Raw genomic sequence first — 26,549 nt, forward strand, 5'->3', positions numbered from 1 at the left:
GCGTCCCCATGCGAGCCGGCTGGCAGGCCATGCACGATCCGCGTCCGCCGGCGATCGCACTGATGGGGCCCACCGCCTCGGGCAAGAGCGCGCTGGCGCTGGACTGGGCGCAGCGGCTGGGCGGCGAGATCGTCAGCGTCGATTCGGCGCTGGTCTACCGTGGGCTCGACATCGGCGCCGCCAAGCCCACTGCCGGGGAGCGCGCGGCCGTGCCGCACCACGTGATCGACCTGCGCGATCCGTGGCAGGCGTATTCGGCGGCCGAGTTCGCCGCCGATGCGCGCAGGGCCATCGACGGCATCCTAGCGCGCGGCCGGGTGCCGATCCTGGCCGGCGGCACCGGACTGTATTTCCGCGCCCTGCTGCAGGGGCTGTCGCCGATGCCGGAAGCCGACCCCGCGGTGCGCGCGGCGATCGACGCGCAGGCGCGCGAGCAGGGCTGGCCGGCGCTGCACGCCGAACTGGCGCGCGTCGACCCGGCCGCGGCCGCCCGCATCCACGCCACCGATCCGCAGCGCATCCAGCGCGCGCTGGAAGTGTTCCGCATCAGCGGCCGCCCGATCAGCGACTGGCAGCGCGAGCCGTCGCGCGGCCCGCGGCTGCCCTGCAGGCTGCTGAAGCTGGTCCTCGCGCCGGCCGACCGCGCGACCCTGCATGCCCGCATCGCCGCCCGCTTCGACGCGATGCTGGCCGAGGGCTTCCTCGACGAGGTCCGCGCGTTGCGGGCGCTGCCGCCGCTGCGCGACCACCCGGCGCCGCTGGACCTGCCCGCGATCCGCGCGGTGGGCTACCGGCAGGCCTGGGAGCATCTGGACGGCGCCACGGCGGCCGGTGAATTCCGCGACCGCGCCATCCACGCCACCCGCCAGCTGGCCAAGCGCCAGCTGACCTGGCTGCGCGGCGAGCTCGACGCCCGCTGGTTCGACCCCGCCGCCGACCAGGCCGGCCTGGAGGACGCGCTCGTGCTGTTCCGCGGGAACCGCGATCCCGGTCCTCCCGCGGGAACGGCCTGATCGCCCCTGTGGGAGCGGCCATGGCCGCGATGCCCCGCTTGGCCGCAATCGCCGCCGCACCGCGCCACCAGCCTGCGAACCGCGTCACATGCACGGTGCCCACAACCCTGAACTGTCGTATAACATCGGCCTGTCGCCGCCGTGGGGAACGGGTCGGGCGGCGCGGGGCGCAAGCCATAACAACAATAACCAAGCTGGGGGAACACCATGTCCAAGGGGCAGTCTCTGCAGGATCCTTTCCTGAACGCGCTGCGGCGCGAACGCGTGCCGGTATCGATCTACCTGGTCAACGGCATCAAGCTGCAGGGAACGGTCGAGTCCTTCGACCAGTTCGTGGTGCTGCTGCGCAATACCGTCAGCCAGATGGTCTACAAGCACGCGATCTCCACCGTGGTCCCGGCGCGCAACGTGCGCGTGGGCCCGGGCGGCGGCCACGTCCACCCGGCCGACGGCCCCGCCGGTGGTGACGAAGCGGACGCCGACGAAGCCTGAGGCTTGCGTCGCGGCCCCGGCGCCGCCATATACCGGACCTGATCCGACCATGGGCGCACGATGCCGACCACGCTGTTCGAACGTTCCCGCCGGGGCGAGCACGCCCTGCTGATCCAGCCCCATGCCGGCGGCCCGCCGGACGAGGCCGTGGTGGAGGAGTTCGCCGAACTCGCGCGCTCGGCCGGCGCGACCGTCGCCACGCTCGTCAACGCCCGCATCGACCGGCCCAACCCGGCCACGCTGATCGGCAGCGGCAAGCTGGAGGAAGTAAAAGCCGCCGCCGACGCCAGCGGCGCCGACCTGGTGCTGGTCAACCACGCGCTTTCGCCCGGCCAGGAACGCAACCTGGAAAAGGCGCTGCAGCGGCGCGTGGTCGACCGCACCGGCCTGATCCTCGACATCTTCTCCCAGCGCGCGCGCAGTGCCGAAGGCAAGCTGCAGGTCGAACTGGCCCAGCTGCGCCACATGGCCACGCGCCTGGTCCGCGGCTGGACCCACCTGGAGCGCCAGCGCGGCGGTTCGATCGGCCTGCGCGGCCCCGGTGAAACCCAGCTGGAAACCGACCGCCGCCTGCTCCAGAAGCGCGTCGAACAGCTGTCCAGGCGCCTGGACAAGGTCGAGGTGCAGCGCACCCAGATGCGCCGCGCCCGCGTGCGCCGCGAGGTGCCGCGCATCGCCCTGGTCGGCTACACCAACGCCGGCAAGTCGACCCTGTTCAATGCCCTGACTGGCGCCGACGCCTACGCCGCCGACAAGCTGTTCGCCACCCTCGACCCGACCGTGCGCCGGATCGAGCTGCCCGGCGGGCACGCCGCGATCGCCGATACCGTCGGCTTCGTGCGCGACCTGCCGCACGAACTGGTCGCCGCCTTCCGTTCCACGCTCAGCGAGGCGCGCGACGCCGACCTGCTGCTGCACGTCATCGATGCCGCCGACCCGCTGCGCGAGGAGCGCATCGCCCAGGTCGACGCGGTGCTGGCCGAAGTGGGCGCGGGCGATATCCCGCAGCTGCGGGTTTACAACAAGATCGACAGGCTCGGCGCGCCGGACGCTGGCGCCGACGGCGAAAGCGCGGCCGGCGAGGGCGGGCCGGCGCGCGCCATCGAGCCGCGCCACGACCGCCCGGACGGCGACCATGCCGACGCCATGACCCGCGAGCGGGTCTGGATTTCCGCGCGCGACGGCCTCGGCCTGGACCTGCTGCGCAACGCGATCGCCGGCCGGCTCGGCCTGCGCCGGATCGTCGCGCAGATCCGCCTGCCGACCTCCGCCGGGCGCCTGCGCGCGCGGCTGCACGCCCTCGACGCCGTGCGCGGCGAGGAGCATGACGGGGACGGCTGGACGCTGGCCGTCGACCTGCCGGCCACGGACGTGCAGCGCCTTGCGGCTGGCGACGACGGTGCGCCGCTGCGCGGGCTGTTGGAGCCGGAAGCGTCTTGATCCGGCGGGCCTGCACGGGGGCGCGTGCGATCGTGGCTGCGCCCTTGCTTCCGGGCCAGCCCGGCCCGACCTAGTAGACTGTCGCACCGCGCGCGTCCTCCCGGGCGCGCGCGCCCCATATCACCCGATTGGAGCAGGCATGGCCTGGAACACTCCCGGCAAGAACGACGATGGCGGGTCCGGCAGGGACCGTCGCAACAACCCGTGGAAACCGCGCCGCGGCAACGGCGGCGGCCTGGGCGACCTGTTCGACAATTTCCGCGGCATGTTCGGCGGTGGTGGTGGCGGCGGAAGCCCGCTGCGCTGGATCGGCCTGGCGCTGGTGCTGTGGCTGGCCTTCAACTGCTTCGTGCTGGTCGCCGAGCAGCAGCGCGGCGTGGTGCTGCGCTTCGGCCAGTTCTCGCGCATCCTCGACCCCGGCCCGCACTTCAAGCTGCCGTGGCCGGTCGAGCGCGTGACCAAGGTCGCCGCCACCCAGATCAAGACCTTCAGCGACAACGTGCCGATCCTGACCAGCGACGAGAACATCGTGCAGGTCGAGATCAACGTGCAGTACCGCGTCAACGATGCGCAGAAGTACCTGTTCGGCACCCGCGACGCCGACCAGATGCTGCAGCAGGCGGTGCTGTCGACTGTGCGCGAGCAGGTCGGCCGTTCCGACCTGGACACCGTGCTCGGCGCGCGCGAGGCGCTGGCGGTCTCGGCGCGGCAGATGCTGCAGAAGTCGCTGGATGCCTACCGCACGGGCCTGGTGGTCACCGAACTCAACCTGCCCAACGCGCGCCCGCCGGAAGAGGTCAAGCCCGCGTTCGACGACGTCAACAGCGCGCAGCAGGACAAGGACCGCCTGATCAGCGAGGCGCGCGCCTACGCGGCCAAGGTCGTGCCCGAGGCGCGCGGCCAGGCGGCGCGCGTGCGTACCGTGTCCGAGGGTTACAAGACTGCGGCGATCGCCCGTGCCACGGGTGACGCGGAGCGCTTCAGCCTGCTGCTCGACCAGTACCGCAACGCACCCGAAGTCACCCGCAAGCGCCTGTGGCTGGAGACCGTGCAGGAAGTGCTGGCCGACAACCGCACCATCGTCGGCGACGGTCGCCAGCTGATCTACGTGCCAATGGCGAAGGGGAGCACCGCGTCGGCCGCGCCGACACAGCCGCTGCTGACGCCCGACATGGTCGCCCCGACCGTGACCGCCGATCCCGGTGACGACATCCGTCCGGGACGCAACCCGCGCAGCGGCGAGGAGGCTGGCCGATGAGACTCAACATCCTGATCCCGCTGGTCATCGTGGTGCTGTTCGGGCTGCTGGGCTCGGTCTACGTGGTGGCCGAGGGCCACACCGCGATCGTGCTCAACCTGGGCCGCGTGGCCCGCACCGACATTGGCCCCGGCCTGCACTTCAAGTGGCCGCTGATCGAGAACGCACTGGTGTTCGACCGCCGCCTGCAGGTGCTCGACGCCACGCCCGAGCGCTACCTGACCTCCGAGCGCAAGGACGTGTCGGTGGACTTCTTCGCCGTGGGCATGATCGAAGACGTGCGCGCGTTCTACCGCGCCACCGGCGGCAGCGAGCAGATCGCCGTCGACCGCCTGGCGCCGATCATCAAGGACTCGCTGCGCAACGAGATCAACGCGCGCACGCTGTCGGAAGTGGTGTCCGGCGACCGTTCCGAGGTGATCGGCCGGCAGCTCGACAACATCAACGTCGGCGCCAAGAACATCGGCATCCGCATCGTCGACCTGCGCATCAAGAAGATCGACCTGCCCACCGACAGCAAGGTGATCCGCGACGTGTACCGCCGCATGAGCGCCCAGCGCCAGCAGGTGGCCAGCCGCCTGCGCGCCGAGGGCGAGGAACAGGCGCAGACGATCCGCTCCGAGGCCGACCGCGAGAAGACCGTGATCATGGCCGAGGCCGAGCGCGACGCGCAGAAGCTGCGCGGCGAGGGCGACGCCGAGGCCACCCGCATCTACGGCGAGGCCGCCAACCGCGACGCCGGCTTCTACGCCTTCCAGCGCAGCCTGGAGGCGTACGGCAAGGCGTTCGAGGACGGCGAAAGCGTGATCGTGCTCGACAAGGGCGATCCGTTCCTGCAGTACATGCGCAACGACCGGTAGCGATGTCCGACCTGTGGGCGGCGCTGTGCCTGGTCGCGGTGCTGGAGGGACTGGTGCTGTTCGCCTTCCCCGACGCGTTCAAGCGCATGGCCGAGCAGATGCAGTCGATGGAGGCCCGGCAGCTGCGCGCCGCCGGCGCCATCGTCCTCGCCGCGGGCGTGGTCGCGCTGTACCTGGTGCGCCGTCTGGCCTGAGCCTCCGCCTGCGCGCAGCCGTTCACCCGCAGGAGCGGCCACCACATCACAACAGCCGGAACCTATTCCCCGACGCCGGCCTCCAGCGGCACCTCGTGTGCCCGCAGCCACGCGACCACCTTTTCGCGGTTGGCGCGCGCCTGCGCCGACAGCGACGCCTCGGGCGTGGTGAAGAAATAGGCCTGGAAAGTCGCATCCTGCACGCTCTTCGCCTGCGGGTCGGCGCCGGCGTCGAGCAGCTGCAGCACGTGTTCGCCGGCGTTGATCATCGCCGCGCGGTGCAGCGGGGTGTAGCCCTGCGCATCGGCCGCATTGGCGTTGGCGCCGGCGTCGAGCAGCATCCGGAACTGCGCGTCGGTACGCGGCGACACGGCCACCGCCAGCGCTGTCTCGCCGCTGCGGTGGTTGGCCGCGTCGGGATCGGCGCCGTGGGCGAGCAGCATCCGCAGGTAGTCGGGATCGTCCGCGATCGCGGCGGTGTGCAGCGCGGTGGTGCCGTTGAAGCCGGGCGCGTCGGGTTTCGCGCCGCTGTCGAGCAGCGCCTCGAAGCCGGCCTTGTTGGCGACCATGATCGCGTACTGCAGCAGGTTGATGCCGTCCTTGCCCTGCGCGTCGGGATCGGCGCCGTCGCGGACCTGGCTGGCGATGGCGTGGGCGTTGCCTTGCACGGCGGCCTCGGCGAGGCCGGAGGCGGCGGCGTCGGTGAACGGTGCGTCCATGGGATCTCCGCGGCAGGCTGCGACCGACAGTAGCATCGGCAGCAGCAGGATCAGCGTCGGCGTGCTGGAAAGTCGCACGGGGTCATTGTGTCCGTGCAGTGCGGAATGGTCGAGTGCGTGCGGCGCGCGGCGACACTCCGGCCGCCGGGGAAGGCACCGCGATCAGCCGAACAGCCGCTTCCAGCCGTCGGTCAGCGCCTGGTCGACCTTGCCGATCACGTCCGAACCCTTGTCGGCGATCCAGCCGGCGCCGTCCAGAACCGCCTGCGTGGCATTGCCGCCCACCCGGGTGATGCCGCCGCCGGCCTGGCCGAGCAGCCGCACTGCACCGGCGCTGCCTTCCAGCAGCGCGCGCTCGACCGGGTTGGAGGCCGCGTCCGCGCGCGCATCGAGCGAGTTGCCGGCGTCGGCGGCCATGCCTTCCACCGTGGCCGCGGCCACGTCCGCGCCGGACGAGATCACGTCGCCGGTGACGTTCAGGCCGGTTTGCAGCTGCTCGCCGGCGATGCTCCAGCCGGCCTGCACGTGACGGCCCTCGGCCACGTCGGTGGCCTGGATGTGGGCGATGTCGGCCTGGCCCTGGGCCACGTCGGCACGGATTTCGTCCACGCCCTGCGCGACCTCCTCGGTCACCCGGCGTTCGACCTCGCGCGAGTTGAACGGCGACTCGTTGCTTTCCGGATTCACGTAGCCGTCCTGCCACGGCTCCTGCTGCAGCATGGTGTCGATCATCAGCTGCTGCTCGTGGCTGCTCACCGCACGGGCGAGGTCGCGTACGCCGCTGCCGATGCCGCCCAGCGGGCCGGGCAGGTTGGGCAGCCATTCGACGATGTCGGTGATGGTGCCGGCGGTGCCTTCGTCCACGCCCATGTGCCCGAGGCCGTACTCGATCACGCTGTCGGCCAGCTCGCCCTCGGGCTTGACCACGATCTTGTGGCCGATGGCGTCCGGCGCCAGCGGCGCGGTGAACCAGTTCTCCTGTGCCTGGGTCAGCGCATCCTCGAACATCGAGTAGCGGCGCACCTGGCCGTCTTCGGCCTGCTGGCGGAACTGTTCGCCGTCCAGGCCGAGGCGCTCGAACGTGCGGTCGTGCACGCCCGAGGGGTCGAAGGTGACAGCCGGGATGCCGGTCACCGCCGAGGCCACCGTCGCCAGCCCGCCGCCCTGCGAGTGACCGGTGATGGCCAGGTTGGTGTAGGCGGGATTGCCGTCGGCGTCCACGCCGCGCTCGCCGAAGGCGCGGGCGAACTCCTGCGCCGCCTGCGGCGCGAGCCGGTCGAACTCGTCGGTGACCTGGCCGGTGCCTTGGGCGAAGTTGGTCATCCAGTCGGCGGCACCCTCCTGGGTGCCGCGGAAGGCCAGCACGTAGTTGCCCTGGCCATCGGTGAACACCATCGCCTTGAACTGGCTGCCGGGCACGTCGAGCTTGCCCGGGTCCATGCCGGCTGCCTGGAGTTGTTCGCCGTCCAGCGCGGTCCAGCCGCAGATCGACTGCGGGCCGCCCTCGTACGTGGCGAACGACATCCGCATCATGTCGACGTCGACCTGCCGCCCCTGCGTGCCGCTGATGAAGGTGGAGAAGTTGGCCGCGTCGTAGGGCATGGCCGGGCCGGGGCCGCAGGCGCCGGGTGCCCCGACCTGCGGGTGGTAGGCGGGCTCGGGGACGTAGGGAGTCGCCGGCTGCGCAGCGCGCCGGGCGTCCGGCGGCAACACCGTGGGCGGCGGCTGCGGCACGTAGCTGCGTTGCGCGGAGTCTCCGACGGTCAGGCCCATGTCCATGCTTCCCCGGTTGGATGCCCCGAAAATACGGTGGCGTAGGGAGTGGAAACAGCTGGTGCGGACCCTAGGGTGGGGCGAAGGCCGAAGTCGGCCGGCCGGCTGGCCTGCGGCCCTTGAAACCCGGATAATGCGCAAAAGCGTGCGACACGAGAGCTCGTGACACACGTACCCCCGACGAGGGTCAATTCGTCTTCACTATCGTTGTTTCATGCACTGATAATCTGCTTGTGAAGTTGGGACTGTGCTTCTGACTTCACCGCAACGGTGATAGGTCGGGCGCATATGGAATGTCCCCGCGGCCCTGCCGTTGCCCTGCAGAATCAACTAGATAGGCCGCAATGGCCATGTCTTCATCAATCACGAGCTCGTGCTTCGTGTGTCATTGTTCCTGCGTCCATGATGGGCGTGAGCGGAACCTGCTGTATGACCAGCAGTAGCCTAGGATGGCGTGCGTCTTCGGTAACGAAGGGGTGCGAAGCCCATCCGACAATGTCCCCCGGAAACGGTGGGTTAGGCCGTGAGGTCTGACCTGAATTCTGCCAGCAGCAAGGCGGTTGAGGGGCTAGGCTGGCCGATACGAGCAAGATATCTGAACTGCTAATAAACGTCGTAAGCATTGAAACGCCAAAGCTGCTGACAGGCGTTCGTGGTCGGTTGTTCCGCTGCTTTTACGGGACACGTCATCGAAAAGACCACCGGCGGAGAGGCAGGCTCTAACTCGGTCATGTGATGCACGAGGAACGTGGTAAGCCCCCAGCTTTGCCTTCGGGCAGGTGAACCGTAAGGAACACTGTTGAGGCTGCGGGTATGAGACGCCGGAGAAAGCAAAGGCCGTCCTGTAATCGGACGGATACGCCCACTTCCGGCGGGTCTGCGATCGTGTGACATCTGTTTGACCTCATCCAGGCGGGCTACGCCCGCTTTTATCCACTACCCCAACGGGGCCACGTTGCCCCTTGGGGCTTTCGTGCGCCTTCGTTCGGGTCACCGGAGGAACGCAGCATGAAAGTATCCAAGCTCAAGGGCCAAGGATCTGTACGTTCCGGCGCGGTGCAAAGCTGGCATGCCATCGACTGGCAGCGAGTGGAGCGCAACGTCAGAGGAATGCAGACACGGATCACGAAGGCTACGCAGGATGGCGACTGGCGCAGGGTGAAAGCCTTGCAACGGATGCTGTCCCGCTCGTTTTGCGGAAAAGCGTTATCCGTAAGGCGAGTGACAGAAAACCAAGGCGCACGGACGGCGGGAGTCGACCGTGAACTGTGGAATACGCCAGAAGCAAAACTGAAAGGCATCACGCAATTGGAACGGCGTGGATACAAGCCCCGGCCTTTACGGCGGGTCTATATCCCCAAGTCCAATGGAAAACAGCGCCCACTGGGCATCCCCACCATGCGGGATCGCGCCATGCAAGCGCTCTATCTGTTGGGGCTGGAGCCAGTGGCGGAAGTGCAGGGAGACTGGAACTCGTACGGGTTCCGGAGAAATCGCTCGACGCACGACGCCATGAGTCAGCTGTTCATCTGCTTCGCACGCAAGGGGGCTGCCCCCTACGTTCTCGAAGCCGATATCGCTGGCTGTTTCGATGCCATCAATCATGAATGGCTGGTGCGCAATGTCCCGATGGACAGAAGCGTGCTCCGGAAGTGGTTGCGGGCAGGTGTGGTGGAAGAAGGGCAGCTGAAGGCGACGACTGCAGGAACGCCGCAAGGTGGGATCATCAGTCCCACTTTGGCGAATGTGGCATTGAACGGGCTTGAATCTGAACTGGCAAGGCATCTCGATGCCAAGTTGGGCAAGACGAAAGCCAAGAGGCAGAAGGTCAACACGGTGCGGTATGCGGATGATTTCGTGATAACGGGGGACTCAATCGGGTTTCTCAAAAATGAAGTCAGGCCATGGGTAGAGGAGTTTCTCGCTGTGCGAGGGCTCCAACTGTCCATGGAGAAGACGCGGATCGTATCGATAGACCAAGGCTTCGATTTCCTTGGATGGAACTTCCGTAGGTACAAGGCGAAGTTCCTGATCAAACCGAGCAAGAAGAACGTGAAAACGTTCTACGGCAAGGTTAAGGAGGTCATCAGTGCCAACAAGACGGCGAAACAGGAAGAGTTGATTTCTCTGTTGAACCCGATGCTGCGGGGCTGGGCGAACTATCACAGTCCCGTGGTAGCCAAGGCGACGTTCAATCGACTGGATAGCCTGATCTTCAGGGCGATCTGGTCGTGGTCGAAAAGGAGGCATCGGAACAAGAGCGCTGGATGGGTCCGGAAGAGGTATTTCCACTCGGAAGGCAATCGGAACTGGGTGTTTTCAACCACGGTTGCAAAAGGAAATGGCAAGCAGGCAAAGGTGACGTTGATCCGCTTGGCGGACACGCCAATCCGCAGGCACAAAAAGGTCAGGGGGAGCTTCAACCCCTTTGACCCGGCCGATGAGTTGTATGGCGAGAAACTGCATCAGGAACGCATGTTGCATGACATGCGGCACCGCAAGCAGTGGACATCGCTGTACCGCTCGCAACACGGCCTGTGCGCCCACTGCGGAGGCAGGATCACCCGGGAAACGGGATGGCACGACCACCACATCCACCGCAAGGTGGACGGGGGTTCAGACCGCCTCGGGAACCGGGTGCTGCTGCACCCGGTCTGCCACGTCAAAGTCCATAGCCTAGGTATAATTGTTGTAAAGCCGGGCTGCATGTAACAAGCCATCCGCAGGCGCGAGCCGTATGCGGGGAAACTTGCACGTACGGTTCTTTGGGCGGCCCCACTGGGAAACCAGTGGGGCCGACCCTCTCGCGCGGGCACGCTCAATCGAGCCGGCCCGCCGGCTTTTTCCGCGTCTGGAACAAGGCGCAACCGCTCCATCAATTCGCAGGAGTTCGGCAATGGGTCAGTCAGTGGTGGTGCTCGGCGCGCAGTGGGGCGACGAGGGCAAGGGCAAGATCGTCGACCTGCTGACGCAGGACATCGGTGCGGTAGTGCGCTTCCAGGGCGGCCACAATGCCGGCCACACGCTGGTCATCGGCGGCAAGAAGACGGTGCTGCACCTGATCCCCTCGGGCATCCTGCGCGACGACGCGCTGTGCCTGATCGGCAACGGCGTGGTGCTCTCGCCGGCGGCGCTGACCCAGGAGATCGGCGAGCTCGAAGCGGCCGGCGTGGAAGTGCGCAGCCGGCTGAAGATCAGCCCGGCCACGCCCTTGATCATGCCGTACCACATCGCCCTGGACCAGGCGCGCGAGAGGGCCGCCGGCGGCAAGGCCATCGGCACCACCGGGCGCGGCATCGGCCCGGCGTACGAGGACAAGGTCGCGCGCCGCGGCATCCGGGTGGCCGACCTGCATTACCCCGGGCAGCTTGCCGAACTGCTGCGCAGCGCGCTCGATTACCACAACTTCGTGCTGACCAAATACCTGGACACCGACGCCGTCGATTACCAGCAGACGCTGGACGACGCGCTGGCGTTCGGCGAATACGTCGAGCCGATGAAGTCCGACGTCGCCGGCATCCTCCACGACCTGCGCAAGCAGGGCCGCAAGGTGTTGTACGAGGGCGCGCAGGGCGCGCTGCTCGACATCGACCACGGCACCTACCCGTACGTGACGTCCAGCAACACCACCGTCGGCGGCGCGCTGGCCGGTACCGGCGTGGGCGCGGACGCGATCGACTACGTGCTCGGCATCTGCAAGGCCTACGCCACGCGCGTGGGCGGCGGCCCGTTCCCGACCGAGCTCGACGACGTCGTCGGCCAGGGCATCCGCGACCGCGGCCAGGAATACGGCGCCTCCACCGGCCGCCCGCGCCGCTGCGGCTGGATCGACATCGTCGCGCTCAAGCGCGCGGTGGCGATCAACGGCATCAGCGGCCTGTGCATCACCAAGCTCGACGTGCTCGACGGCATGGACAAGCTGAAGATGTGCATCGCCTACCGCTACCGCGGCAAGGAAACCGAGTACGCCCCGCTCGACGCCCAGGGCTGGGACGAGTGCGAGCCGGTGTACCTGGAGTTCCCGGGCTGGAGCGAAAACACCCACGGCGTGACCGAGTGGGACGACCTCCCGCCTGCCGCCCGCGCCTACCTGCGCGCGCTGGAGGAGCTGGCCGGCTGCCCGCTGTCGATCGTCAGCACCGGTCCGGACCGCGAGCACACGATGGTGCTGCAGGATCCGTTTGCCTAGACACGGGGTTTCCCGCTCCGCCCGGGTCACGGATCGGGCGCAACATGGAGCAAGGATGCACATGAAATGGCGGGCCAACCCTGCCGGATGGCCTTCCGCCCACCGGCACCTGCTGTTCGCGGCATGGGTGTTGCCGTTCGTCCCGGGCCTGGCGCCGGCGCAGGATATACCGGAAGTCTCATATCCAGCCGTCGTCGAGCAGGCGGCCGATGCCGCGGGCTTCGTACCCGAAGGCTGGCGTCTGGAGCAGACAAGCGACGGCGACCTGAACGGCGACGGTCGGGATGACCTCGTGTTGGTGCTGAAGATGGATGCGGCGGCCAATCGCATCGACAACACTGCACTCGGACCTGATGTGTTCGACACCAACCCGCGGATGCTTGTCGCTGCCCTTGCCGAAGACAGCGGCGGTTATCGGCGCGTGCTGGCCGACCATGCTTTGATTCCACGGCCGTATTCGCCCAATCTCGACGACTTCCTGTGGGAGGATGAGGGCGGTGGCGTCAAGGTCGAAGAGGGCGCATTGCGTGTATCGCTGCATATGTGGGCCAGCGCGGGCACATGGTTTACATCCAATACCAGTTTCACGTTCCGCTATCGCGATGGCTGTTTCCGCCTGGTCGGTTATGACCAGTGGAGCCGGCACCGTGCCGGTGATGTATTCACGACGGTCAGCGCGAATTACCTTGCTCGCCGGGCATGGCGGGCAGAGGGTTCGATCAGCGATGAAGGCGAGCCGGAACGCATCTGGCTGCGTCTGAAAAAACAACCGCTGCGTTGCCTGGAAGACGTCGGCGACGGCCTGGAGTTCGATCCCGGCCTGCCATCGGTCGAATCATGATGTTCGCCCCAGGGTTCGCTGGCCGGCTGCCCGGTCTTGGCAATGAGTATCGGCCTGGGTCGCAATCAGGCGATCGCATTGATGGGGCCGTGATCGTTCGCCAGAGTCAAGCGCAAGGACTGTTGGTATTTACCTCCCCTCCCGCCAGGGTAACGACGTCGTGACGTTACGGCGTCTAGGCTGATCGTCCTGCCAGTTAGGAGTCGAGAGCATGTCTACTTCCGCGGATTCCGAGTCGCTGGTTGATGTCGTTGTAGTGGGCGGCGGCCCAGCCGGGTTGACCGCCGCCACCTATCTCGGTCGCTTCCTGCGTTCATGCCTGGTGCTCGATGCCGGCGACAGCCGCGCGAAGTGGATTCCGGAGAGCAACAACTGCCCGGGATTCCCGAACGGGGTGGCCGGCGTGGAGTTGCTGCGGCGGATGAGGGCGCAGGCGGAGGAGTTCGGCGCGCGCTTCGAGGCGGCGGAAGTGGCGAAGATCGAGCGCGACGGGGATGGTTTTCTCCTGTCGGACGGCGCGCGGTCCTGGCGCGCGCGCTGCGTGATCCTGGCCACCGGGCTGGCCGACAAGCTGCCGGATGCACCCTGGGTGGCCGACGCGGTCGACTGCGGCGCGCTGCGGCTGTGTTCGATCTGCGATGCGTACGAGGCCAGCGATTCGTGCATCGGCGTGTACGGGCCGAGCGGCGACATCGGCGCGCATGGCCTGTTCCTGCGTGCCTATTCGGAGCGGGTCTACCTGCTGCCGACCGACGACGGCGCGGGCGGCGACGACATGCGCGAGGCGGTCGATGCCGGCGTGCGCGTGCTGGCGCCGGGCGGTCGGCTGGATTTCGACGGCAAGCGCTGCAGTTACACGACCGGCGACGGCGAAACCGTCGTGTTCGACAGCCTCTATCCGTTCATGGGTTCGCACACCAGCGCGCGCATCGCCGCCGCGGCCGGCGCGACGCTGTCGGACGAGGGCGAGATCATCGTCGACGACGACCAGATGACCGGCGTGCCGGGCCTGTTCGCGATCGGCGACGTGGTCAGCGGGTTGAACCAGATCTCGGTGGCGGTGGGGCAGGCGGCGATCGCCACGACGCGGGTGCATGGGATGCTGCCGTTCGTGCCGCGGGGTGGGGCGGTGGAACTGTAGATGGCGGGGCTGGGCTTCCGGTGTTGTCCCGGTGTTTCCAGGCGTGTTCCGGAAGAGCTCGCGGCTGAGGCCGCTCCCACAATAAGGCTGGGTGCGAACGGTGTGTGGTGAGGTCGTGACGGGCGGTCGCTGTTTCGTCTACGTGTTGCCGTGCGCGTGGGAGGATCACTGCAAGATCGGGTTTTCGCGCGATCCGCTGTCGCGGCTGCAGCAGCTGCATCGGCGCTGGTACGAATTCTTCGACATCGAGCGCGGGCTGCTGGTCGAAACCGAAACCGTGCGCGATGCGCGCGACCTGGAACTGGAGCTGCGCCGGCCGCTGGCCGAGCACAATGCGCCGGCGCCGCTGACCGTGCGCCGGGAGGCGGCGGGACATACGGAATGGTTCCGCGGCGTGGCGCCGCAGCTGGCGCTGGCGGTGGAAGGGCTGCGCCAGCGCGGCTACGTCGTGCATGCGCCGCTGTGCGACTGGCTGCGGCCGGTGCTGCTGGCGCGCAGCGATCCGCTGTTCGCCTGGACCCAGGCGCAGCTGTCGCCGGACGAACTGGACGGGCTGGTGGGGCCGACACCGACGCAGCAGATGGTGCGCGATACGCTGGATGCGTACGGGGAGTTGGGGGTCGAACTGGAGCCGCTGCTGCCGGAGGAGGTCTGGCGGTGGTATCGGGGAAGGGGCGGAGGCCAGGTGCCAGAATCCGGGGCTGTCGGCAGGCCCCTGCAGGGACGTTGAAAGGGCTCGCGGCTTCCGCCGCTCCTACAACAGAGAGCAATGCGGTCAGGCGGTGGGGTGGCCGGTGTGGGGCGTGTGGATCAGGTCGGCGAGGTCGTATCCCTGTTGGCGGGCGTGGGCGAGGTAGTCCTGCAGGATCGCGTCCTCGATCCGTGGTTGCCGCGACAGCAGCCAGAGATACTTGCGGTCGGGGCTGCCGACCAGGGCGGTGGTGTAGTCCGGGTCGATCCTGAGGATCCAGTAGTCGCCCCGGGTGAAGGGAATCCAGCGCAGGCCTTCGGGCAGGAACGTCACTTCAAGCTTGCTGTTGCTGTCGTCGACCGCGCGGGCTTCGCCAATCGATTCATGGAGCTCGCCCTTGCCGTCCAGCGCGCGGTTGCGCACGCGCACCTTGCCGTCGTCCTGCAGCGCGTAGTGCGCGGTGATGTCGGTGAAGTCGCGGGGTTCATGCCGCATCGGCAGCCGCGCGATCTCGAACCACGTGCCGAGGTAGCGCGGCAGGTCGATGGAGACGACGGTGGCGGGTTCGTCGGAGGTGTTGTTCATGCGGATCCTGATGGAGAGTCCGGGATGCAGGATTGCGCCTCGCGGATGAAGCACATGTGTGCCGGACGTGGTGCGATTCAGGCGGCCCGCAGGCGGGCCGACGTGGTCACCTTCGCATCCATCGTTTTCAGCACCGCCACGGCATTGCGATTGCGCTGGGCGGTGATCGAGGCGATGCAGTCCTGCGGCACCACCACGTCGAGATCGCGCATCCGTGCATCGAACGCACTGGCCAGCACGCAGGCGTCCCCGGCGATGCCGGTCAGGACCACGGTGCCGGCGCCGAGCTGGCGCAGCAGGACTTCCAGCGGCGTGTTGTAGAAGATCGATTGCTGCGGCTTGAGGATCGAGTAGTCGTCCCGTTCCGGCGGCAGCGCGCGTGCCAGCGGTGCGCCCAGGGCGTCGTCCTGCGAGCACAGCGCGACCAGTTCGTCGAAATCCTCGAGCCAGTGGGTGAAGTTGTCGTTGACGTAGATCGCCGGGATACCGGCGCCCTTGAGCCGCCGCTTGAGCCGGGCGATGCGGGACGCGACGGGAATCGCCTGCCGCAGCAGGCGCGGTCCTTCCGGGAAATCCAGCGCGTTGATCATGTCGATGATGATCAGCGCGCTGTGCGGCTTTCGGCTTCTCGGCATCGTGAGCGGGCGTCAGGCGAGCGTGCGCACCTTCGGTTCGCGGTCCCACTGCCGCGTCATCGCCGCCTTGATGAACGCCTTGGCGTCGCCCGCATCGACCACGCCGGGATCCCTGGCGACACCGCCGGCCTTCAGCACCGCCTGTGCACCGGCATCGGCCGCGATGGCCTTCAGGTGGCCGAACGCGTCGCGGACGAAGTCGACCGCCGCCGCCTCGTTGGCCAGGCGCTCGCCGGCTTCATCGGTCAGCACCAGTGCGACCGCGTCGAACACCACGGAGGGCGTGCCGGCGAGCTGGCCGTCGGCGGGAAGTTTCCTGCGGTCGGACAAGGTGGCGCCGCCCAGCTTCGGCGCGACGATCTTGACCGTCGCCCCGGCGTCCTCCGCGGCCTTGCGCAGCGCCTTGATCGCGGCGGCGTCGGACCCGTCGTCGACCAGGATGCCGACGCAGCGGCCTTCGAGCGTCGGCTTCATCTTGCCGATGATCTGCAGCGCGGGCGAGGGCGGCAGATCGAGCGTTTTGGTGGCCGCCTTCGCCGCGGGCGGCAGCTTGTCCAGTCCGAGGCCGGCGGCGACGCGCTTGGCCAGGCTGTCGTCGATGTTGCGCAGGTGCCCGACCATCGCCTCGCGCACGTGGGCGGTTTCGACCTTCGACAGTTCGAACACCAGCGCCGAGGCGATGTGCGCCTGTTCGGGCGCGGTCTGGCTGCGGAAGAACTGCCGCGCCTGGCTGTAATGATCGGCGAAGGTGTCGTAGCGGATGCGGCCCTTGGATGCGTCGTCGGCCGGCTCGGCGAAGCTGCGGAAACCCGAGGGCGCCGCACGCGCGGAGGCGGGATCGAGCGAGCTTGGCTCGTAGTTCACGCGCCCCTTGGGCACCTGCATCTGCATGTGGCCGTCGCGCTGCTGGTTGGCGAATGGACACTTCGGCGCGTTGATCGGCAACTGGTGGAAGTTGGGCCCGCCCAGGCGGATCAGCTGCGTGTCGAGGTAGGAGAACAGGCGCCCCTGCAGCAGCGGATCGTTGCTGAAGTCGATGCCGGGCACGATGTTGGCCGGGCAGAACGCGACCTGCTCGGTTTCGGCGAAGAAGTTGTCGGGCCAGCGGTCGAGCACCATGCGGCCGATGATCGTCAGCGGCACCAGTTCCTCTGGGATCAGCTTGGTGGAATCGAGGTGGTCGAACGGGAAGTCGTCGGCCTGCTCCTCGGTGAACAGCTGCACGCCGAACTCCCATTCCGGGAAGTTGCCGGACGTGATCGCCTCGAACAGGTCGCGGCGGTGGAAGTCGGGATCGGCGCCGGCCAGCTTGACCGCCTCGTCCCAGATCGTCGACTGCAGGCCCAGCTTCGGTCGCCAGTGGAACTTGGCGAAAGTCGACTTTCCCTTCGCGTCGACCAGCCGGAACGAATGGATGCCGAACCCCTCGATCATGCGCAGCGAACGCGGGATCGCCCGGTCGCTCATCGCCCACATGATCATGTGCATCGACTCGGGCGTGAGCGAGATGAAGTCCCAGAACGTGTCGTGCGCGCTCGCCGCCTGCGGGAAGCCGCGGTCGGGCTCCATCTTCACCGAATGCACCACGTCGGGGAATTTCATCGCGTCCTGGATGAAGAACACCGGGATGTTGTTGCCGACCAGGTCGAAGTTGCCCTCGCTGGTGTAGAACTTCACCGCGAAGCCGCGCACGTCGCGGGGGGTGTCGATCGAACCGGCGCCGCCGGCGACCGTGGAGAAACGGGTGAACAGCGGCGTGCGCTTGCCGACTTCGGTGAACAGTTTGGCGGTGGTGTACTTCGACAGCGACTTGGTGAGCTCGAAGTAACCGTGCGCCGCCGAACCGCGCGCGTGCACGATGCGTTCGGGGATGCGCTCGTGGTCGAAGTGGGTGATCTTCTCGCGCAGGACGAAGTCTTCCAGCAGCGTCGGCCCGCGCGGTGTGCTGCGCAGCGAGTTCTGATTGTCGGAAACCGGCAGGCCCTGGTTGGTGGTCAGCGGCGGGTGCGCGCCGCCGGCAAGCTGGTGGAGTTCGTCGGCGTTGCCGCGGGTCTCGCGCGCGGCGGTGGGCTTGCGGGTGGGCTTGCTGGCTGTGCTGGACGTGGCGGGTGCCGGGCGCTTGCCCGGCTTCTTGCTCGTTGCCATCGGAACGCTCCGGAGTGGGGGAAGGAGGCACGCGGCAAACGTGTCGCGGCCATGCTGGGCGCGGGGGCGTTAATGCAACGTGGTTCCGGGGTTGCCATCGGCGCATGCGCCGATGGCTCGAAGTCGTTGGTGCAGTGGGGCGGTGGTCACTGCCGTCATGGACCGGTCGCGTGCGCGCCGTATTCAGGACTTGTGCGAGTCCTTCTTCTTGCCGCCGCCGTCCTGCTTGTTCACCGCCGCCCAGGCGATGCGTTCGGCCGATTCCTTGCTGCGACCCTTCTTTTCCTCGCTGTGCTCGATGTGGCTGGCCTGGCGCTTCTGATTGTCGGTGTAGCTGGATTTTTCTCCGCGTGGCATGGCGGATTCTCCGTGTGGGTCCACAAGGAAAGCGCGTCGGAGATCAGGCGGGCGTGAAAGAGAGCGTCGGCGCGGGCGGTTGCCGGTCAGCAACCTGACCGGAGCGCCGTGCCGACGACAGGAGTCCGCACAAGCCATTGATCCGCATGCCATCACTGGTAAGTGGGGGCGCGGCAGCCGAATCGACCGCGTCGCGGGACTTGTACGCGCCTGCAATTGCGGATGGGTTGTTGCCAACACCGACGACCCCACCGATCGCCAGCGCGCCATGCTCGATTCCGTCCGTGGATGCGTGGCCGGCAAGGCGTTGTGACATGTAACTGAAAACCGTCAAAGTTTGAGAGTGCCGGCAACGTCCTGGAGGGTTTGTTTCATCCACACGTGCCCCGGATCGCCGTCATTCCGCCGATGCCAGTAGAGGCGTTCCTCGAGGACCGGCATCTCGAAGGGTACGGGCATCGCCCTCGCGTTGTGCCGATCGCCCTGCATCGCCATCAGCAACGACGGCAGGATCGCCACCATGTTGGTCCTGCCGACGGTGTTCAAGGTCAGATGGAAGTTTGGCAGCCATCCGCACGTGTGGGGCTGCTTGGATTGCTGGCGCCAAAGCTGCTCGGAAATGCCTGCGATGGAACCCCCGAAGCGGGTTTCGAGATACCCCATCGCGCATAGCTCGTCGAAGGTGATGGTTTTTGCGGTGTGCGCGCTGTCCTTGGAAATCGCCACCACGAACTCGTCGGTGAACAGCTTCTCCGAGCGCATGAACTCTTCGTAGGCCTGCATCTTGTCGAGCAGCCTGGCCGAGATCGTGATTGCAAAGTCGATCTGGCCATCCAGAATGCGGTCGGCGGTATCCGCCGAGAGCTCTTCGAACTGCACGCTGATCAGCGGAGCGACCTCCCGCAGCCTGCAGATCAGGGGCGTGGCCAGGATCTCGCAGCCGTAGGTGGTCGCGGAGATGCGAAAAACGTGTCGCGCGGACGAAGCGTCGAAGTCGGCCGACTGATCGCCAAGTTCGCCGACCTGGGAAAGAATGCTCTTGACCGGGGCGGCCAGTGCGCGGCCCTTGGCGGTCAGCTCGAGGTTCCGGCCGATCCGCTCGAGCAACGGGTCGTCAAAGTGCTGACGCAATTTGCGCAGCGCTGCACTCATGCCGGGCTGGGAGATGTGGATACGCTCCGCGGCGCGGGTGACATTCCTTTCAGTGAGCAGCGCATCGAGCGCAACCAGGAGGTTAAGGTCGAGTCTTTGGAGACGCATCCGTTCCTCCTGTCGAACCATCAATGGTGGCGATCAACGGATTCTCGCGAGGAATTTCCGCGCCTGATGGCTGGTATTCGAACAAACGATTTCCGCCGCGCCGACCATGCTCCTACGCTGCGTGCACCGTAAGCAGAACAGCTGGAGCCACGGCATGTTAACTCAGTCAAACAACCACCGGCCCGTCCAATCATCTTCGGGCTGGCTCAAGAACCATTACTTCGCCCGCTTCGCCTTCTCGACGGCCTGGGCCGTGGCGGCGTTGCTGGTCGCAAGGGATGTCCCGATGTTCGCCGCCGTCATGCTGGTTGCGTACCCGGCGTGGGACGCGCTTGCGAACCTTGTCGATGCGCGGCGCAACGGCGGCCTTGCCGCGAACAAGACGCAACTGCTGAACCTCGTTGTCAGCGCGATCACCACGGTTGCCGTTGCCATCGCGCTGGGCCACGGCATGAACAGCGTCCTGGTGGTCTTCGGGATCTGGGCGGCATTGGCAGGGTTCCTACAGCTGGCCACCGGCGCCCGGCGCTGGAAGTCCTATGGCGCGCAATGGGCGATGGTCCTGAGCGGCGCGCAGTCCGCACTGGCCGGAACCCATTTCATAAGCAAGGCCGGCGGTGACGCTCCGGTCGGCATCGCCGACATCGCGCCCTATGCCGCGTTCGGTGCCTTCTATTTTCTCGTCTCGGCAGTCTGGCTGGCAGTCAGCGAGGCGCGCAAGAACGCGGTGCGCGACGCATGTGTCGAGACGCGCTGAGGTGGCCGGGCGGCAGGCCCGGTCAACCGCTTCCCGCAGCCGTATCCGGCGCTGTTCCGATCAGAAGGAGATCCACGATGCCCATCGATACAAAGTACCGCACGACAGCGATCGCCACGGGCGGTCGTGACGGACGCGCATTCATCCAGGACGGCGCGCTCGACCTCAAGCTTTCGACTCCCAGTGAGCTGGGTGGACCCGGCCAGGAGGGGGCTACCAATCCCGAGCAACTCTTTGCCGCCGGATACGCCGCGTGTTTCCTGAGTGCGGTGAAGCTTGTTGCGCACCAGCAGAAAGTCCAAGTACCGAACGATGCCTCGGTCGCCGCGACCGTCGCCATCGGCCCGCGCGACGAAGGAGGTTTCGGTCTCGCGGTCGATCTTGCGGTCGGGCTGCGGGGGATTGATCCTCCCGTCGTGGAGAGGCTCATTGAGGCCGCCCATCAGGTATGTCCCTACTCCAACGCCACCCGATCCAATATCGACATCACTATCGGCGTTGCGTGAGTGGGATTCGACTGTCCGGGACAAGTCCGCGATTTCATTACACAAGGACCATCCGCAAGGACCATGCCCGGCGCCGCACTACAGACAGATGGCATCGAGGATCGCGCTCGATCGCCCCACATTTGGAATCCAGAGACATGAATAGGTTGAAAGACAAGGTCGCCATCGTAACGGGCGCATCCAAAGGTATCGGGGCCGGGATTGCCCGGCAGCTCGCGGCTGACGGCGCGAAGGTCGTTGTCAACTACACCTCGAGCGGGGCCGGTGCGGCTAAGGTGGTCGCCGATATCGAAGCCGCTGGTGGGAAGGCCCTGGCGGTGGGTGCGGACGTCAGGAACAAGGCGGAGGTCGAGTCGCTGGTCAGAGCGGCCATCGACAATTTCGGGCGCCTGGACATCGTGGTCAACAACGCCGGCGTTTACCAGTTCGCGAAGATCGAAGAGACCACCGAGGCGAGCTATCGCAGCCAGTTCGACATCAATGTCCTTGGTCCGCTGCTGGTCGCCGGTGTCGCCGCGCCGTACCTAGGCAAGGGCGCCAGCATCATCAACATCAGCTCGTTCGTCACGCGCGTCTTCCTGGCCGAGAGCGCCATCTACAGCGGCTCGAAGGGCGCGATCGACGCCATCACCGGCGTGCTTGCGCGTGAACTCGGCCCCCGGGGCATTCGCGTCAATGCGGTCAACCCCGGCTTGATCGAAACCGAAGGTTCCCATGCTTCCGGTGCGATGGGATCGGACTTCCAGTCATGGAACGAAGAGCGGACGCCGCTCGGCCGCATCGGACGGGTGCAGGACATTGCGCCGATCGTCTCCTATCTGGCGTCGGACGATGCCCGCTGGGTGACGGGCGAGATCATCTTGGGTTCGGGTGGCATGCGCTGACTGGACAGCCAGGTGCGCGGGCTGCGAGCCTTGGCTGACGCAAGAGGGTACGAAGATGAGACTCGACATCGGATTTCCCCCAGGCACGACTTGCCACAGTCGATTTGATGCCCGACCGGTCAGGTCTGGTGGTTGTCGATGAGCACGCGCACGTTCGATGCGATCATCATCGGCACTGGCCAGGCCGGCCCGCCGCTCGCCGGGCGACTGAACGATGCCGGCATGACGGTTGCGATTGTCGAGCGGCACCTGGTCGGTGGCACCTGCGTCAACACGGGGTGCAAGCCGACCAAGGCGCTCGTCGCCAGCGCCTATGCGACGCACATGGCGCGGCGGGGCGGGGACTATGGTTTCGCCGTCGAAGGGTCCGTCAAGATCGACATGCCCTCGGTGGCGGCGAGGGCCCGCAAGGTCATCCTGGATTCGCGCGCGGGCAATGAAACCTGGCTCGCTGGCATGGACAATGTCGAGCTGGTCCGGGGCCATGCGCGCTTTGTCGGCCCGCATACCGTCGATGTCGATGGTATGCGGCTGACCGCACCGCGCGTCTTCATCAACGTGGGCGGGCGCGCCATCGTGCCCGACATGCCGGGTGTCGAGGACGTGTCCGTCCTCACCAATACCGGCATGGTGGCCCTCGACGTGCTACCGCGACACCTCGTCGTCGTCGGCGGCAGCTACATCGGCCTCGAGTTCGCACAGATGTATCGGCGCTTCGGTTCGCAGGTGACGATTGTCGAGCGCATGGACCGCCTGATCACGCACGAGGACGCCGACGTATCCGAGGAGGTCCGTGCGATCCTCGAACTCGAAGGCATCACGATCCATACCGGAGCCGATTGCATCGGTTTCAGCAGGCACGGCGACGACATTGCCGTGTCGGTCGATTGCGACAAGGCCGTCCCGCCGGTGATTGGCAGCCATGTGCTGGTGGCGGTGGGCCGTCGGCCCAATACCGACGACCTGGGTCTCGAAGCGGCCGGCATCACGACGGACGCGCGCGGCTACATTACGGTCGATGACAATCTGCAGACGAATGTGCCGGGTGTCCATGCGCTGGGTGACTGCAACGGGCGGGGGGCATTCACCCACACCGCCTACAACGATTTCGAAATCGTCGCTGCCAACCTGCTCGACGGCGGCGATCGCCGCGTCAGTCAGCGACTGACCGGCTATGCGCTCTACATCGACCCGCCACTTGCCCGGATCGGCATGACCGAAGCCGAAGCCGCAAAAAGCGGCCGCCGGCTGCTCCGCTCGAAACGCCCGATGACGCGCGTCGGGCGTGCGGTCGAGAAGGGTGAGACGCTTGGTTTCATGAAAGTCGTGGCCGACGCCGACACCCGCCGAATCCTTGGTGCCGCGATCCTGGGAACCGGCGGCGATGAAGCCATCCACGGCATCATCGACATGATGAACGCCGACCAGCCCATCGACACGCTGCGCTGGGCCATGCCGATCCATCCCACGGTATCGGAGCTGATTCCAACCGTGCTGCTCGACCTGAAGCCCGCGGGGTAACGGAAGACGGGTGCAATGTGATGGAGAGAATGCGAATGGAGGCCGCGGTCGCGACGATGCTTGAAGATCGATCGTAGGTCATTGAGAACAAGCCGGCGATCTACGGACAGCACCGGGAGAGCCGTCACTTCACGATGACGGTCGAGGAGAGGAGTCGCGCCTTCGAGGGCCAAGGACACGTCGCACTGCGAGCGGGGTGTGGCTGGCGCCGGCTTCAGCATGGGCTATTGCCGGATCTTCCGCATCGAGGATGACGCACTAGGGCAATTCCGATATCGGGAAAACGCGGCGATGTCGGTGGGCGGACAAGAGTGTACGGCAAGCTGTTGATTCGATTGCGATCTCGATCGGCGAGACGCGTGGCTGGCGCAATCGGCCCGGACTGGGCACTTGCGCCCGTCCACCAAGGTAAATAGATTTTTACCCATGACCGACGACCTCACCGATCGCCAGCGCGCCGTGCTCGACTTCATCCGCGAGCACGCGGCCAGCGAAGGCCTGCCGCCGACGCTGCAGCAGATCGCCGACGCCTTCGGCTTCCGCCAGGCCTGCGCGGCGCACAAGCACGTGCGGCGGCTGCAGGCCGCCGGTTACCTGGAAGTACGGCCGAACGAGGCGCGCGGGATCCGCGTTGCCGGCAGCCGTGGCCGCGGCACGCGTGCGCGGCTGCGCGAAGACCGGCTGGAGCTGCCGGTGCTGGGCCGCGTCGCCGCCGGCGCGCCGATCGGCGCCGATGCCGGCGTCGAGCGCCACGTGCTGCTCGACCGCGCGCTGTTCGCCAACAAGCCCGACTACCTGCTGCGGGTGAAGGGCGACTCGATGCGCGACGACGGCATCTTCGACGGCGACCTGGTCGCGGTGCAGCGCACGCGCGAGGCGCGCAACGGCCAGGTGGTGGTGGCGCGCGTCGACGGCGAGATCACCATCAAGCGCTTCGAACGGACGAAGACCCAGATCCGGCTGCTGCCGCGCAACCCCGACTACGCGCCGATCGTGGTGGAGCCGGGCAGCGATTTCGCGATCGAAGGCCTGTACTGCGGCCTGGTGCGCAGCGACTGATGGACGTTGCCAAGGCCACTGCTGCCGCGCCCAGCCTCGATGCGCTGCTGTCGGCGCAAACCGTGTGGCGCGCCGGGCGCGTGCCGGCGACGACCGCGGGCGGCGAACCGACCGGCCACGCCGCGCTCGACGCGCTGCTGCCGCAGGGCGGCTGGCCGCGGCGCGCAGTGACCGAACTGCTGCTGCCGGCCGACGGCGTCGGCGAACTGTCGCTGCTGCTGCCCACGCTCGCGCGCATGACGCAGGCGGGCATGGTGGTCGCGGTGGTGGCGCCGCCATACCTGCCGTATGCGCCGGCATGGCAGTCGGCGGGCGTGGACCTGCGCCGGCTGGAAATCATCGAAGCCGACCCGCGCAACGCGCTGTGGGCATTCGAGCAGTGCCTGCGCAGCGCAGCCTGCGGCGCGGTGCTGGGCTGGCCGCTGCACGCCGACGCGCAGGCATTGCGGCGCCTGCAGGTGGCGGCCGACAGCGGCGACTGCCTCGGGTTCGCCTTCCGCGACAGGAAACACGCCGCCAACCCGTCGCCTGCCGCACTGCGGCTGGAACACGTCGATGGCGCCTGGCACGTGCGCAAGTGCCGCGGCGGCAACGTGCCCGCACGTGCTTTCACCACAGCTTTTGTAGGAGCGGCTTCAGCCGCGAGCTTTTGCCCAAACTACTTGCGGGACAAAAAGCTCGCGGCTGAAGCCGCTCCTACAAAAGCCAATCCCGCAAGAGCGGTTCCTGCCGAAGTCGCGCTTGCAGGACTTCGCTGAGACCCCCCATGCTCTGGGCCTGCATCCACCTGCCGCAGCTGGCGCTCGACGCCGTCCTCCGCCGCACGCCCGACCCGGCCCGCCCGCTGGCGCTGGTCTCCGGCCCCGCGCACCTGCGCCAGCTGCATGCGGTCAACGAAGCCGCCGCGCAGGCGGGGCTGAAGCCCGGCATGCGCCTGTCGGCCGCGCATGCGCTGCTGTCCGATGTCGCCCTGGTCGAACACGATGCCTCCGCCGACGCGCGCTGGCAGCGCTTCCTCGCCGCCTGGGCCTACCGCCACAGCTCGCAGGTCAGCGCGCAGTGGCCGGGCGCGATCGTGCTGGAAGTGCGGGCGAGCTTCCGCCTGTTCGGGCCGTGGCCGCGCTTCGAGGCGCGGCTGCGCGAGGAACTCGACGGCCTGGGCTTCAGCCACCGCATCGCACTGGCGCCAACGCCACGCGCGGCGCGGGTGTTCGCGGGTTTGCGCGACGGCTTCGCGGTGGCCAGCGCCGCGGCCATGCACGAGGCGCTGGCGCGGGTGCCGGTGCGCCGTGCCGCGTTGCCGGACCGGAATGGCGATGGCGAGGCCGGCGAGCGCCTGCACCGCATGGGCGTGCGCACCCTCGGCGCCCTGCGCGCGCTGCCGCGCGATGGCCTGCGCCGCCGTTTCGGCAGCGAACTGCTCGACCACCTCGACCGCCTGCACGGCGACGCCGACGACCCCCTGGCCTGCTACGCGCCGCCGGACCATTTCGACGCCCGCATCGAACTCGGCTACGAGGTCGAAAGCCACCAGGCGCTGCTGTTCCCGCTGCGGCGGCTGGTCGGCGATCTCGCCACCTACCTGTCGGTACGCGACGGCGGCGTGCAGCGCTTCGTGCTGCGTCTGGAGCACGAGCAGACCCACACCGGCGTGGGGGTGGGCCTGCTCGCCGCCGAGCGCGAGCCGGGTGTGCTGTTCGAACTCACCCGCAGCCGGCTCGAGCAGGCGGCGATCCCGAAGCCTGTGGTGGCGGTGCGGCTGCTGGCGCGCGAACTGCCGCCGTTCGTGCCGGCCTCGCGCGACCTGTTCGATGCGCGCCCGGCGCAGGCGCTGCCGTGGCCGCAGCTGCGCGAACGCCTGCGCGCGCGCCTGGGCGACGACGCGGTCTGGCGCGCCGCGCCGACGGGCGACCCGCGACCGGAGCTTGCATGGCGTCGCGCCGGCGTCACCGACGATGCCCTGGGCGCACAGGTCGCGCCGCGCCGTCCGCCGCGCCCGGCGTGGCTGCTGGACAAGCCCGTGCCGCTGCGCAATTCCCGCCTGCGCATCGTCTCCGGCCCCGAGCGCCTGGAAAGCGGCTGGTGGGACGGCGACGACGCGCGCCGCGATTACTACGTCATCGAGACATCGCAGGGCCAGCACGCCTGGGCCTTCGCCCCGGTGGGCGAGCAGGGCAACTGGATGCTGCACGGCTGGTTCGCATGAACCAGTCGCGAAATATCTGTGGG

The 26,549-nt window shown here is 67.5% G+C and carries 25 protein-coding genes and 1 pseudogene; 18 read left to right on the plus strand and 8 right to left on the minus strand.

The window, feature by feature from the left end; genetic code table 11:
- Positions 1–29: 29 nt before the first annotated feature.
- From miaA to ABD679_RS07060, 6 genes are all read left to right on the plus strand, one after another.
- Positions 30–1,013 (plus strand): tRNA (adenosine(37)-N6)-dimethylallyltransferase MiaA, encoded by a 984-nt coding sequence (miaA, locus tag ABD679_RS07035; RefSeq protein ID WP_344759258.1) that lies wholly within the window; start codon positions 30–32, stop codon positions 1,011–1,013.
- 207 nt (positions 1,014–1,220) lie between these two features.
- A complete protein-coding gene (gene hfq / locus ABD679_RS07040; RefSeq protein ID WP_344759259.1) occupies positions 1,221–1,505 on the plus strand; it encodes an RNA chaperone Hfq in 285 nt (94 codons plus the stop codon).
- Positions 1,506–1,577: 72 nt separating this feature from the next.
- On the plus strand, positions 1,578–2,945 hold the full coding sequence (gene hflX / locus ABD679_RS07045; protein ID WP_344759550.1) for a GTPase HflX: 1,368 nt from the start codon (positions 1,578–1,580) through the stop codon (positions 2,943–2,945).
- A 139-nt stretch (positions 2,946–3,084) separates the two neighbouring features.
- Positions 3,085–4,203, plus strand: a complete 1,119-nt coding sequence (hflK, locus tag ABD679_RS07050) for an FtsH protease activity modulator HflK (RefSeq protein WP_344759260.1) — start codon at positions 3,085–3,087, stop codon at positions 4,201–4,203.
- Entirely contained in the window at positions 4,200–5,063 is an 864-nt protein-coding gene (hflC, locus tag ABD679_RS07055; protein WP_344759261.1) for a protease modulator HflC, read from the plus strand. The genes hflK and hflC overlap by 4 nt, the downstream gene beginning before the upstream one ends.
- 2 nt (positions 5,064–5,065) lie before the next feature.
- On the plus strand, positions 5,066–5,257 hold the full coding sequence (locus ABD679_RS07060; protein ID WP_344759262.1) for a DUF2065 domain-containing protein: 192 nt from the start codon (positions 5,066–5,068) through the stop codon (positions 5,255–5,257).
- A 62-nt stretch (positions 5,258–5,319) separates the two neighbouring features.
- On the opposite strand, the gene ABD679_RS07065 is transcribed toward ABD679_RS07060, so the two are convergent.
- Together ABD679_RS07065 and ABD679_RS07070 are read right to left on the minus strand one after the other, a co-directional pair.
- Positions 5,320–6,054: an ankyrin repeat domain-containing protein gene (locus tag ABD679_RS07065; RefSeq protein ID WP_344759263.1), complete on the minus strand. Its 735-nt coding sequence runs from the start codon at positions 6,052–6,054 to the stop codon at positions 5,320–5,322.
- Between the two features lie 84 nt (positions 6,055–6,138).
- The gene (locus tag ABD679_RS07070) at positions 6,139–7,749 is read right to left on the minus strand and encodes a Tle-like phospholipase domain-containing protein (RefSeq protein WP_344759264.1); all 1,611 of its coding nucleotides are present in this window, start codon (positions 7,747–7,749) and stop codon (positions 6,139–6,141) included.
- 1,008 nt (positions 7,750–8,757) lie between these two features.
- Between ABD679_RS07070 and ltrA the strand changes: the two genes are divergently transcribed.
- The 5 genes from ltrA (at position 8,758) to ABD679_RS07095 (ending at position 14,650) form a co-directional block, all read left to right on the plus strand.
- Positions 8,758–10,461 (plus strand): group II intron reverse transcriptase/maturase, encoded by a 1,704-nt coding sequence (gene ltrA / locus ABD679_RS07075; RefSeq protein WP_344759265.1) that lies wholly within the window; start codon positions 8,758–8,760, stop codon positions 10,459–10,461.
- A gap of 184 nt (positions 10,462–10,645) precedes the next feature.
- A complete protein-coding gene (locus ABD679_RS07080; protein WP_344759266.1) occupies positions 10,646–11,938 on the plus strand; it encodes an adenylosuccinate synthase in 1,293 nt (430 codons plus the stop codon).
- Positions 11,939–11,993: 55 nt separating this feature from the next.
- The gene (locus ABD679_RS07085; RefSeq protein ID WP_344759267.1) at positions 11,994–12,779 is read left to right on the plus strand and encodes a hypothetical protein; all 786 of its coding nucleotides are present in this window, start codon (positions 11,994–11,996) and stop codon (positions 12,777–12,779) included.
- A gap of 211 nt (positions 12,780–12,990) precedes the next feature.
- Positions 12,991–13,920, plus strand: a complete 930-nt coding sequence (locus ABD679_RS07090; RefSeq protein WP_344759268.1) for an NAD(P)/FAD-dependent oxidoreductase — start codon at positions 12,991–12,993, stop codon at positions 13,918–13,920.
- A gap of 91 nt (positions 13,921–14,011) precedes the next feature.
- Positions 14,012–14,650, plus strand: a complete 639-nt coding sequence (locus tag ABD679_RS07095) for a GIY-YIG nuclease family protein (protein ID WP_344759269.1) — start codon at positions 14,012–14,014, stop codon at positions 14,648–14,650.
- A 45-nt stretch (positions 14,651–14,695) separates the two neighbouring features.
- Here the strand turns inward: ABD679_RS07095 and ABD679_RS07100 are convergent, their stop codons facing one another.
- From ABD679_RS07100 to ABD679_RS07125, 6 genes and pseudogenes are all read right to left on the minus strand, one after another.
- Complete coding sequence (locus tag ABD679_RS07100; protein WP_344759270.1) at positions 14,696–15,196, minus strand: lipocalin family protein; 501 nt, start codon at positions 15,194–15,196, stop codon at positions 14,696–14,698.
- Between the two features lie 77 nt (positions 15,197–15,273).
- Positions 15,274–15,831, minus strand: coding sequence for a cysteine hydrolase family protein (locus ABD679_RS07105; protein ID WP_344759271.1), 558 nt, complete (start codon positions 15,829–15,831; stop codon positions 15,274–15,276).
- Between the two features lie 12 nt (positions 15,832–15,843).
- Positions 15,844–17,829: a catalase gene (locus tag ABD679_RS07110; RefSeq protein ID WP_425561871.1), complete on the minus strand. Its 1,986-nt coding sequence runs from the start codon at positions 17,827–17,829 to the stop codon at positions 15,844–15,846.
- A 342-nt stretch (positions 17,830–18,171) separates the two neighbouring features.
- A pseudogene (locus ABD679_RS07115) lies at positions 18,172–18,333 on the minus strand (HupB); the annotation flags it as partial.
- 43 nt (positions 18,334–18,376) lie between these two features.
- Positions 18,377–18,649: a hypothetical protein gene (locus ABD679_RS07120; protein ID WP_344759274.1), complete on the minus strand. Its 273-nt coding sequence runs from the start codon at positions 18,647–18,649 to the stop codon at positions 18,377–18,379.
- A gap of 14 nt (positions 18,650–18,663) precedes the next feature.
- Positions 18,664–19,593, minus strand: a complete 930-nt coding sequence (locus tag ABD679_RS07125; protein ID WP_344759275.1) for a LysR family transcriptional regulator — start codon at positions 19,591–19,593, stop codon at positions 18,664–18,666.
- Between the two features lie 121 nt (positions 19,594–19,714).
- On the opposite strand from ABD679_RS07125, the gene ABD679_RS07130 reads away from it, so the two are divergent.
- From ABD679_RS07130 to ABD679_RS07160, 7 genes are all read left to right on the plus strand, one after another.
- A complete protein-coding gene (locus ABD679_RS07130) occupies positions 19,715–20,350 on the plus strand; it encodes a hypothetical protein (protein WP_344759276.1) in 636 nt (211 codons plus the stop codon).
- Between the two features lie 77 nt (positions 20,351–20,427).
- Positions 20,428–20,856 carry an organic hydroperoxide resistance protein gene (locus tag ABD679_RS07135; protein ID WP_344759277.1) on the plus strand — a complete coding sequence of 143 codons (429 nt, stop codon included), beginning with the start codon at positions 20,428–20,430 and terminating at the stop codon, positions 20,854–20,856.
- A gap of 137 nt (positions 20,857–20,993) precedes the next feature.
- Positions 20,994–21,740, plus strand: a complete 747-nt coding sequence (locus ABD679_RS07140; RefSeq protein ID WP_344759278.1) for an SDR family NAD(P)-dependent oxidoreductase — start codon at positions 20,994–20,996, stop codon at positions 21,738–21,740.
- A gap of 138 nt (positions 21,741–21,878) precedes the next feature.
- Entirely contained in the window at positions 21,879–23,261 is a 1,383-nt protein-coding gene (locus ABD679_RS07145) for an FAD-containing oxidoreductase (protein WP_344759279.1), read from the plus strand.
- A gap of 426 nt (positions 23,262–23,687) precedes the next feature.
- Positions 23,688–24,320 (plus strand): transcriptional repressor LexA, encoded by a 633-nt coding sequence (gene lexA / locus ABD679_RS07150; RefSeq protein ID WP_344759280.1) that lies wholly within the window; start codon positions 23,688–23,690, stop codon positions 24,318–24,320.
- Positions 24,320–25,078: a translesion DNA synthesis-associated protein ImuA gene (imuA, locus tag ABD679_RS07155; RefSeq protein WP_344759281.1), complete on the plus strand. Its 759-nt coding sequence runs from the start codon at positions 24,320–24,322 to the stop codon at positions 25,076–25,078. The genes lexA and imuA overlap by 1 nt, the downstream gene beginning before the upstream one ends.
- A gap of 8 nt (positions 25,079–25,086) precedes the next feature.
- Positions 25,087–26,526 (plus strand): Y-family DNA polymerase, encoded by a 1,440-nt coding sequence (locus ABD679_RS07160; protein WP_344759282.1) that lies wholly within the window; start codon positions 25,087–25,089, stop codon positions 26,524–26,526.
- Positions 26,527–26,549: the final 23 nt, after the last annotated feature.

The organism is Luteimonas lutimaris, assembly GCF_039537065.1.
GTDB classification, from domain to species: domain Bacteria; phylum Pseudomonadota; class Gammaproteobacteria; order Xanthomonadales; family Xanthomonadaceae; genus Luteimonas; species Luteimonas lutimaris.

Excerpts from the sequence above, each read along its gene's own strand:
- ABD679_RS07090 (WP_344759268.1), top strand. The coding sequence starts at position 12,991 with ATGTCTACTTCCGCGGATTCCGAGTCGCTGGTTGATGTCGTTGTAGTG.
- ABD679_RS07140 (WP_344759278.1), top strand. The coding sequence starts at position 20,994 with ATGAATAGGTTGAAAGACAAGGTCGCCATCGTAACGGGCGCATCCAAA.
- ABD679_RS07160 (WP_344759282.1), top strand. The coding sequence starts at position 25,087 with ATGCTCTGGGCCTGCATCCACCTGCCGCAGCTGGCGCTCGACGCCGTC.
- ABD679_RS07080 (WP_344759266.1), top strand. The coding sequence starts at position 10,646 with ATGGGTCAGTCAGTGGTGGTGCTCGGCGCGCAGTGGGGCGACGAGGGC.
- ABD679_RS07085 (WP_344759267.1), top strand. The coding sequence starts at position 11,994 with ATGCACATGAAATGGCGGGCCAACCCTGCCGGATGGCCTTCCGCCCAC.
- imuA (WP_344759281.1), top strand. The coding sequence starts at position 24,320 with ATGGACGTTGCCAAGGCCACTGCTGCCGCGCCCAGCCTCGATGCGCTG.
- miaA (WP_344759258.1), top strand. The coding sequence starts at position 30 with ATGCACGATCCGCGTCCGCCGGCGATCGCACTGATGGGGCCCACCGCC.
- ABD679_RS07070 (WP_344759264.1), bottom strand. The coding sequence starts at position 7,749 with ATGGGCCTGACCGTCGGAGACTCCGCGCAACGCAGCTACGTGCCGCAG.
- ABD679_RS07135 (WP_344759277.1), top strand. The coding sequence starts at position 20,428 with ATGCCCATCGATACAAAGTACCGCACGACAGCGATCGCCACGGGCGGT.
- lexA (WP_344759280.1), top strand. The coding sequence starts at position 23,688 with ATGACCGACGACCTCACCGATCGCCAGCGCGCCGTGCTCGACTTCATC.
- ABD679_RS07145 (WP_344759279.1), top strand. The coding sequence starts at position 21,879 with ATGAGCACGCGCACGTTCGATGCGATCATCATCGGCACTGGCCAGGCC.
- hflC (WP_344759261.1), top strand. The coding sequence starts at position 4,200 with ATGAGACTCAACATCCTGATCCCGCTGGTCATCGTGGTGCTGTTCGGG.
- ltrA (WP_344759265.1), top strand. The coding sequence starts at position 8,758 with ATGAAAGTATCCAAGCTCAAGGGCCAAGGATCTGTACGTTCCGGCGCG.
- ABD679_RS07105 (WP_344759271.1), bottom strand. The coding sequence starts at position 15,831 with ATGCCGAGAAGCCGAAAGCCGCACAGCGCGCTGATCATCATCGACATG.
- ABD679_RS07060 (WP_344759262.1), top strand. The coding sequence starts at position 5,066 with ATGTCCGACCTGTGGGCGGCGCTGTGCCTGGTCGCGGTGCTGGAGGGA.
- ABD679_RS07100 (WP_344759270.1), bottom strand. The coding sequence starts at position 15,196 with ATGAACAACACCTCCGACGAACCCGCCACCGTCGTCTCCATCGACCTG.
- hfq (WP_344759259.1), top strand. The coding sequence starts at position 1,221 with ATGTCCAAGGGGCAGTCTCTGCAGGATCCTTTCCTGAACGCGCTGCGG.
- ABD679_RS07120 (WP_344759274.1), bottom strand. The coding sequence starts at position 18,649 with ATGTCACAACGCCTTGCCGGCCACGCATCCACGGACGGAATCGAGCAT.
- hflK (WP_344759260.1), top strand. The coding sequence starts at position 3,085 with ATGGCCTGGAACACTCCCGGCAAGAACGACGATGGCGGGTCCGGCAGG.
- ABD679_RS07125 (WP_344759275.1), bottom strand. The coding sequence starts at position 19,593 with ATGCGTCTCCAAAGACTCGACCTTAACCTCCTGGTTGCGCTCGATGCG.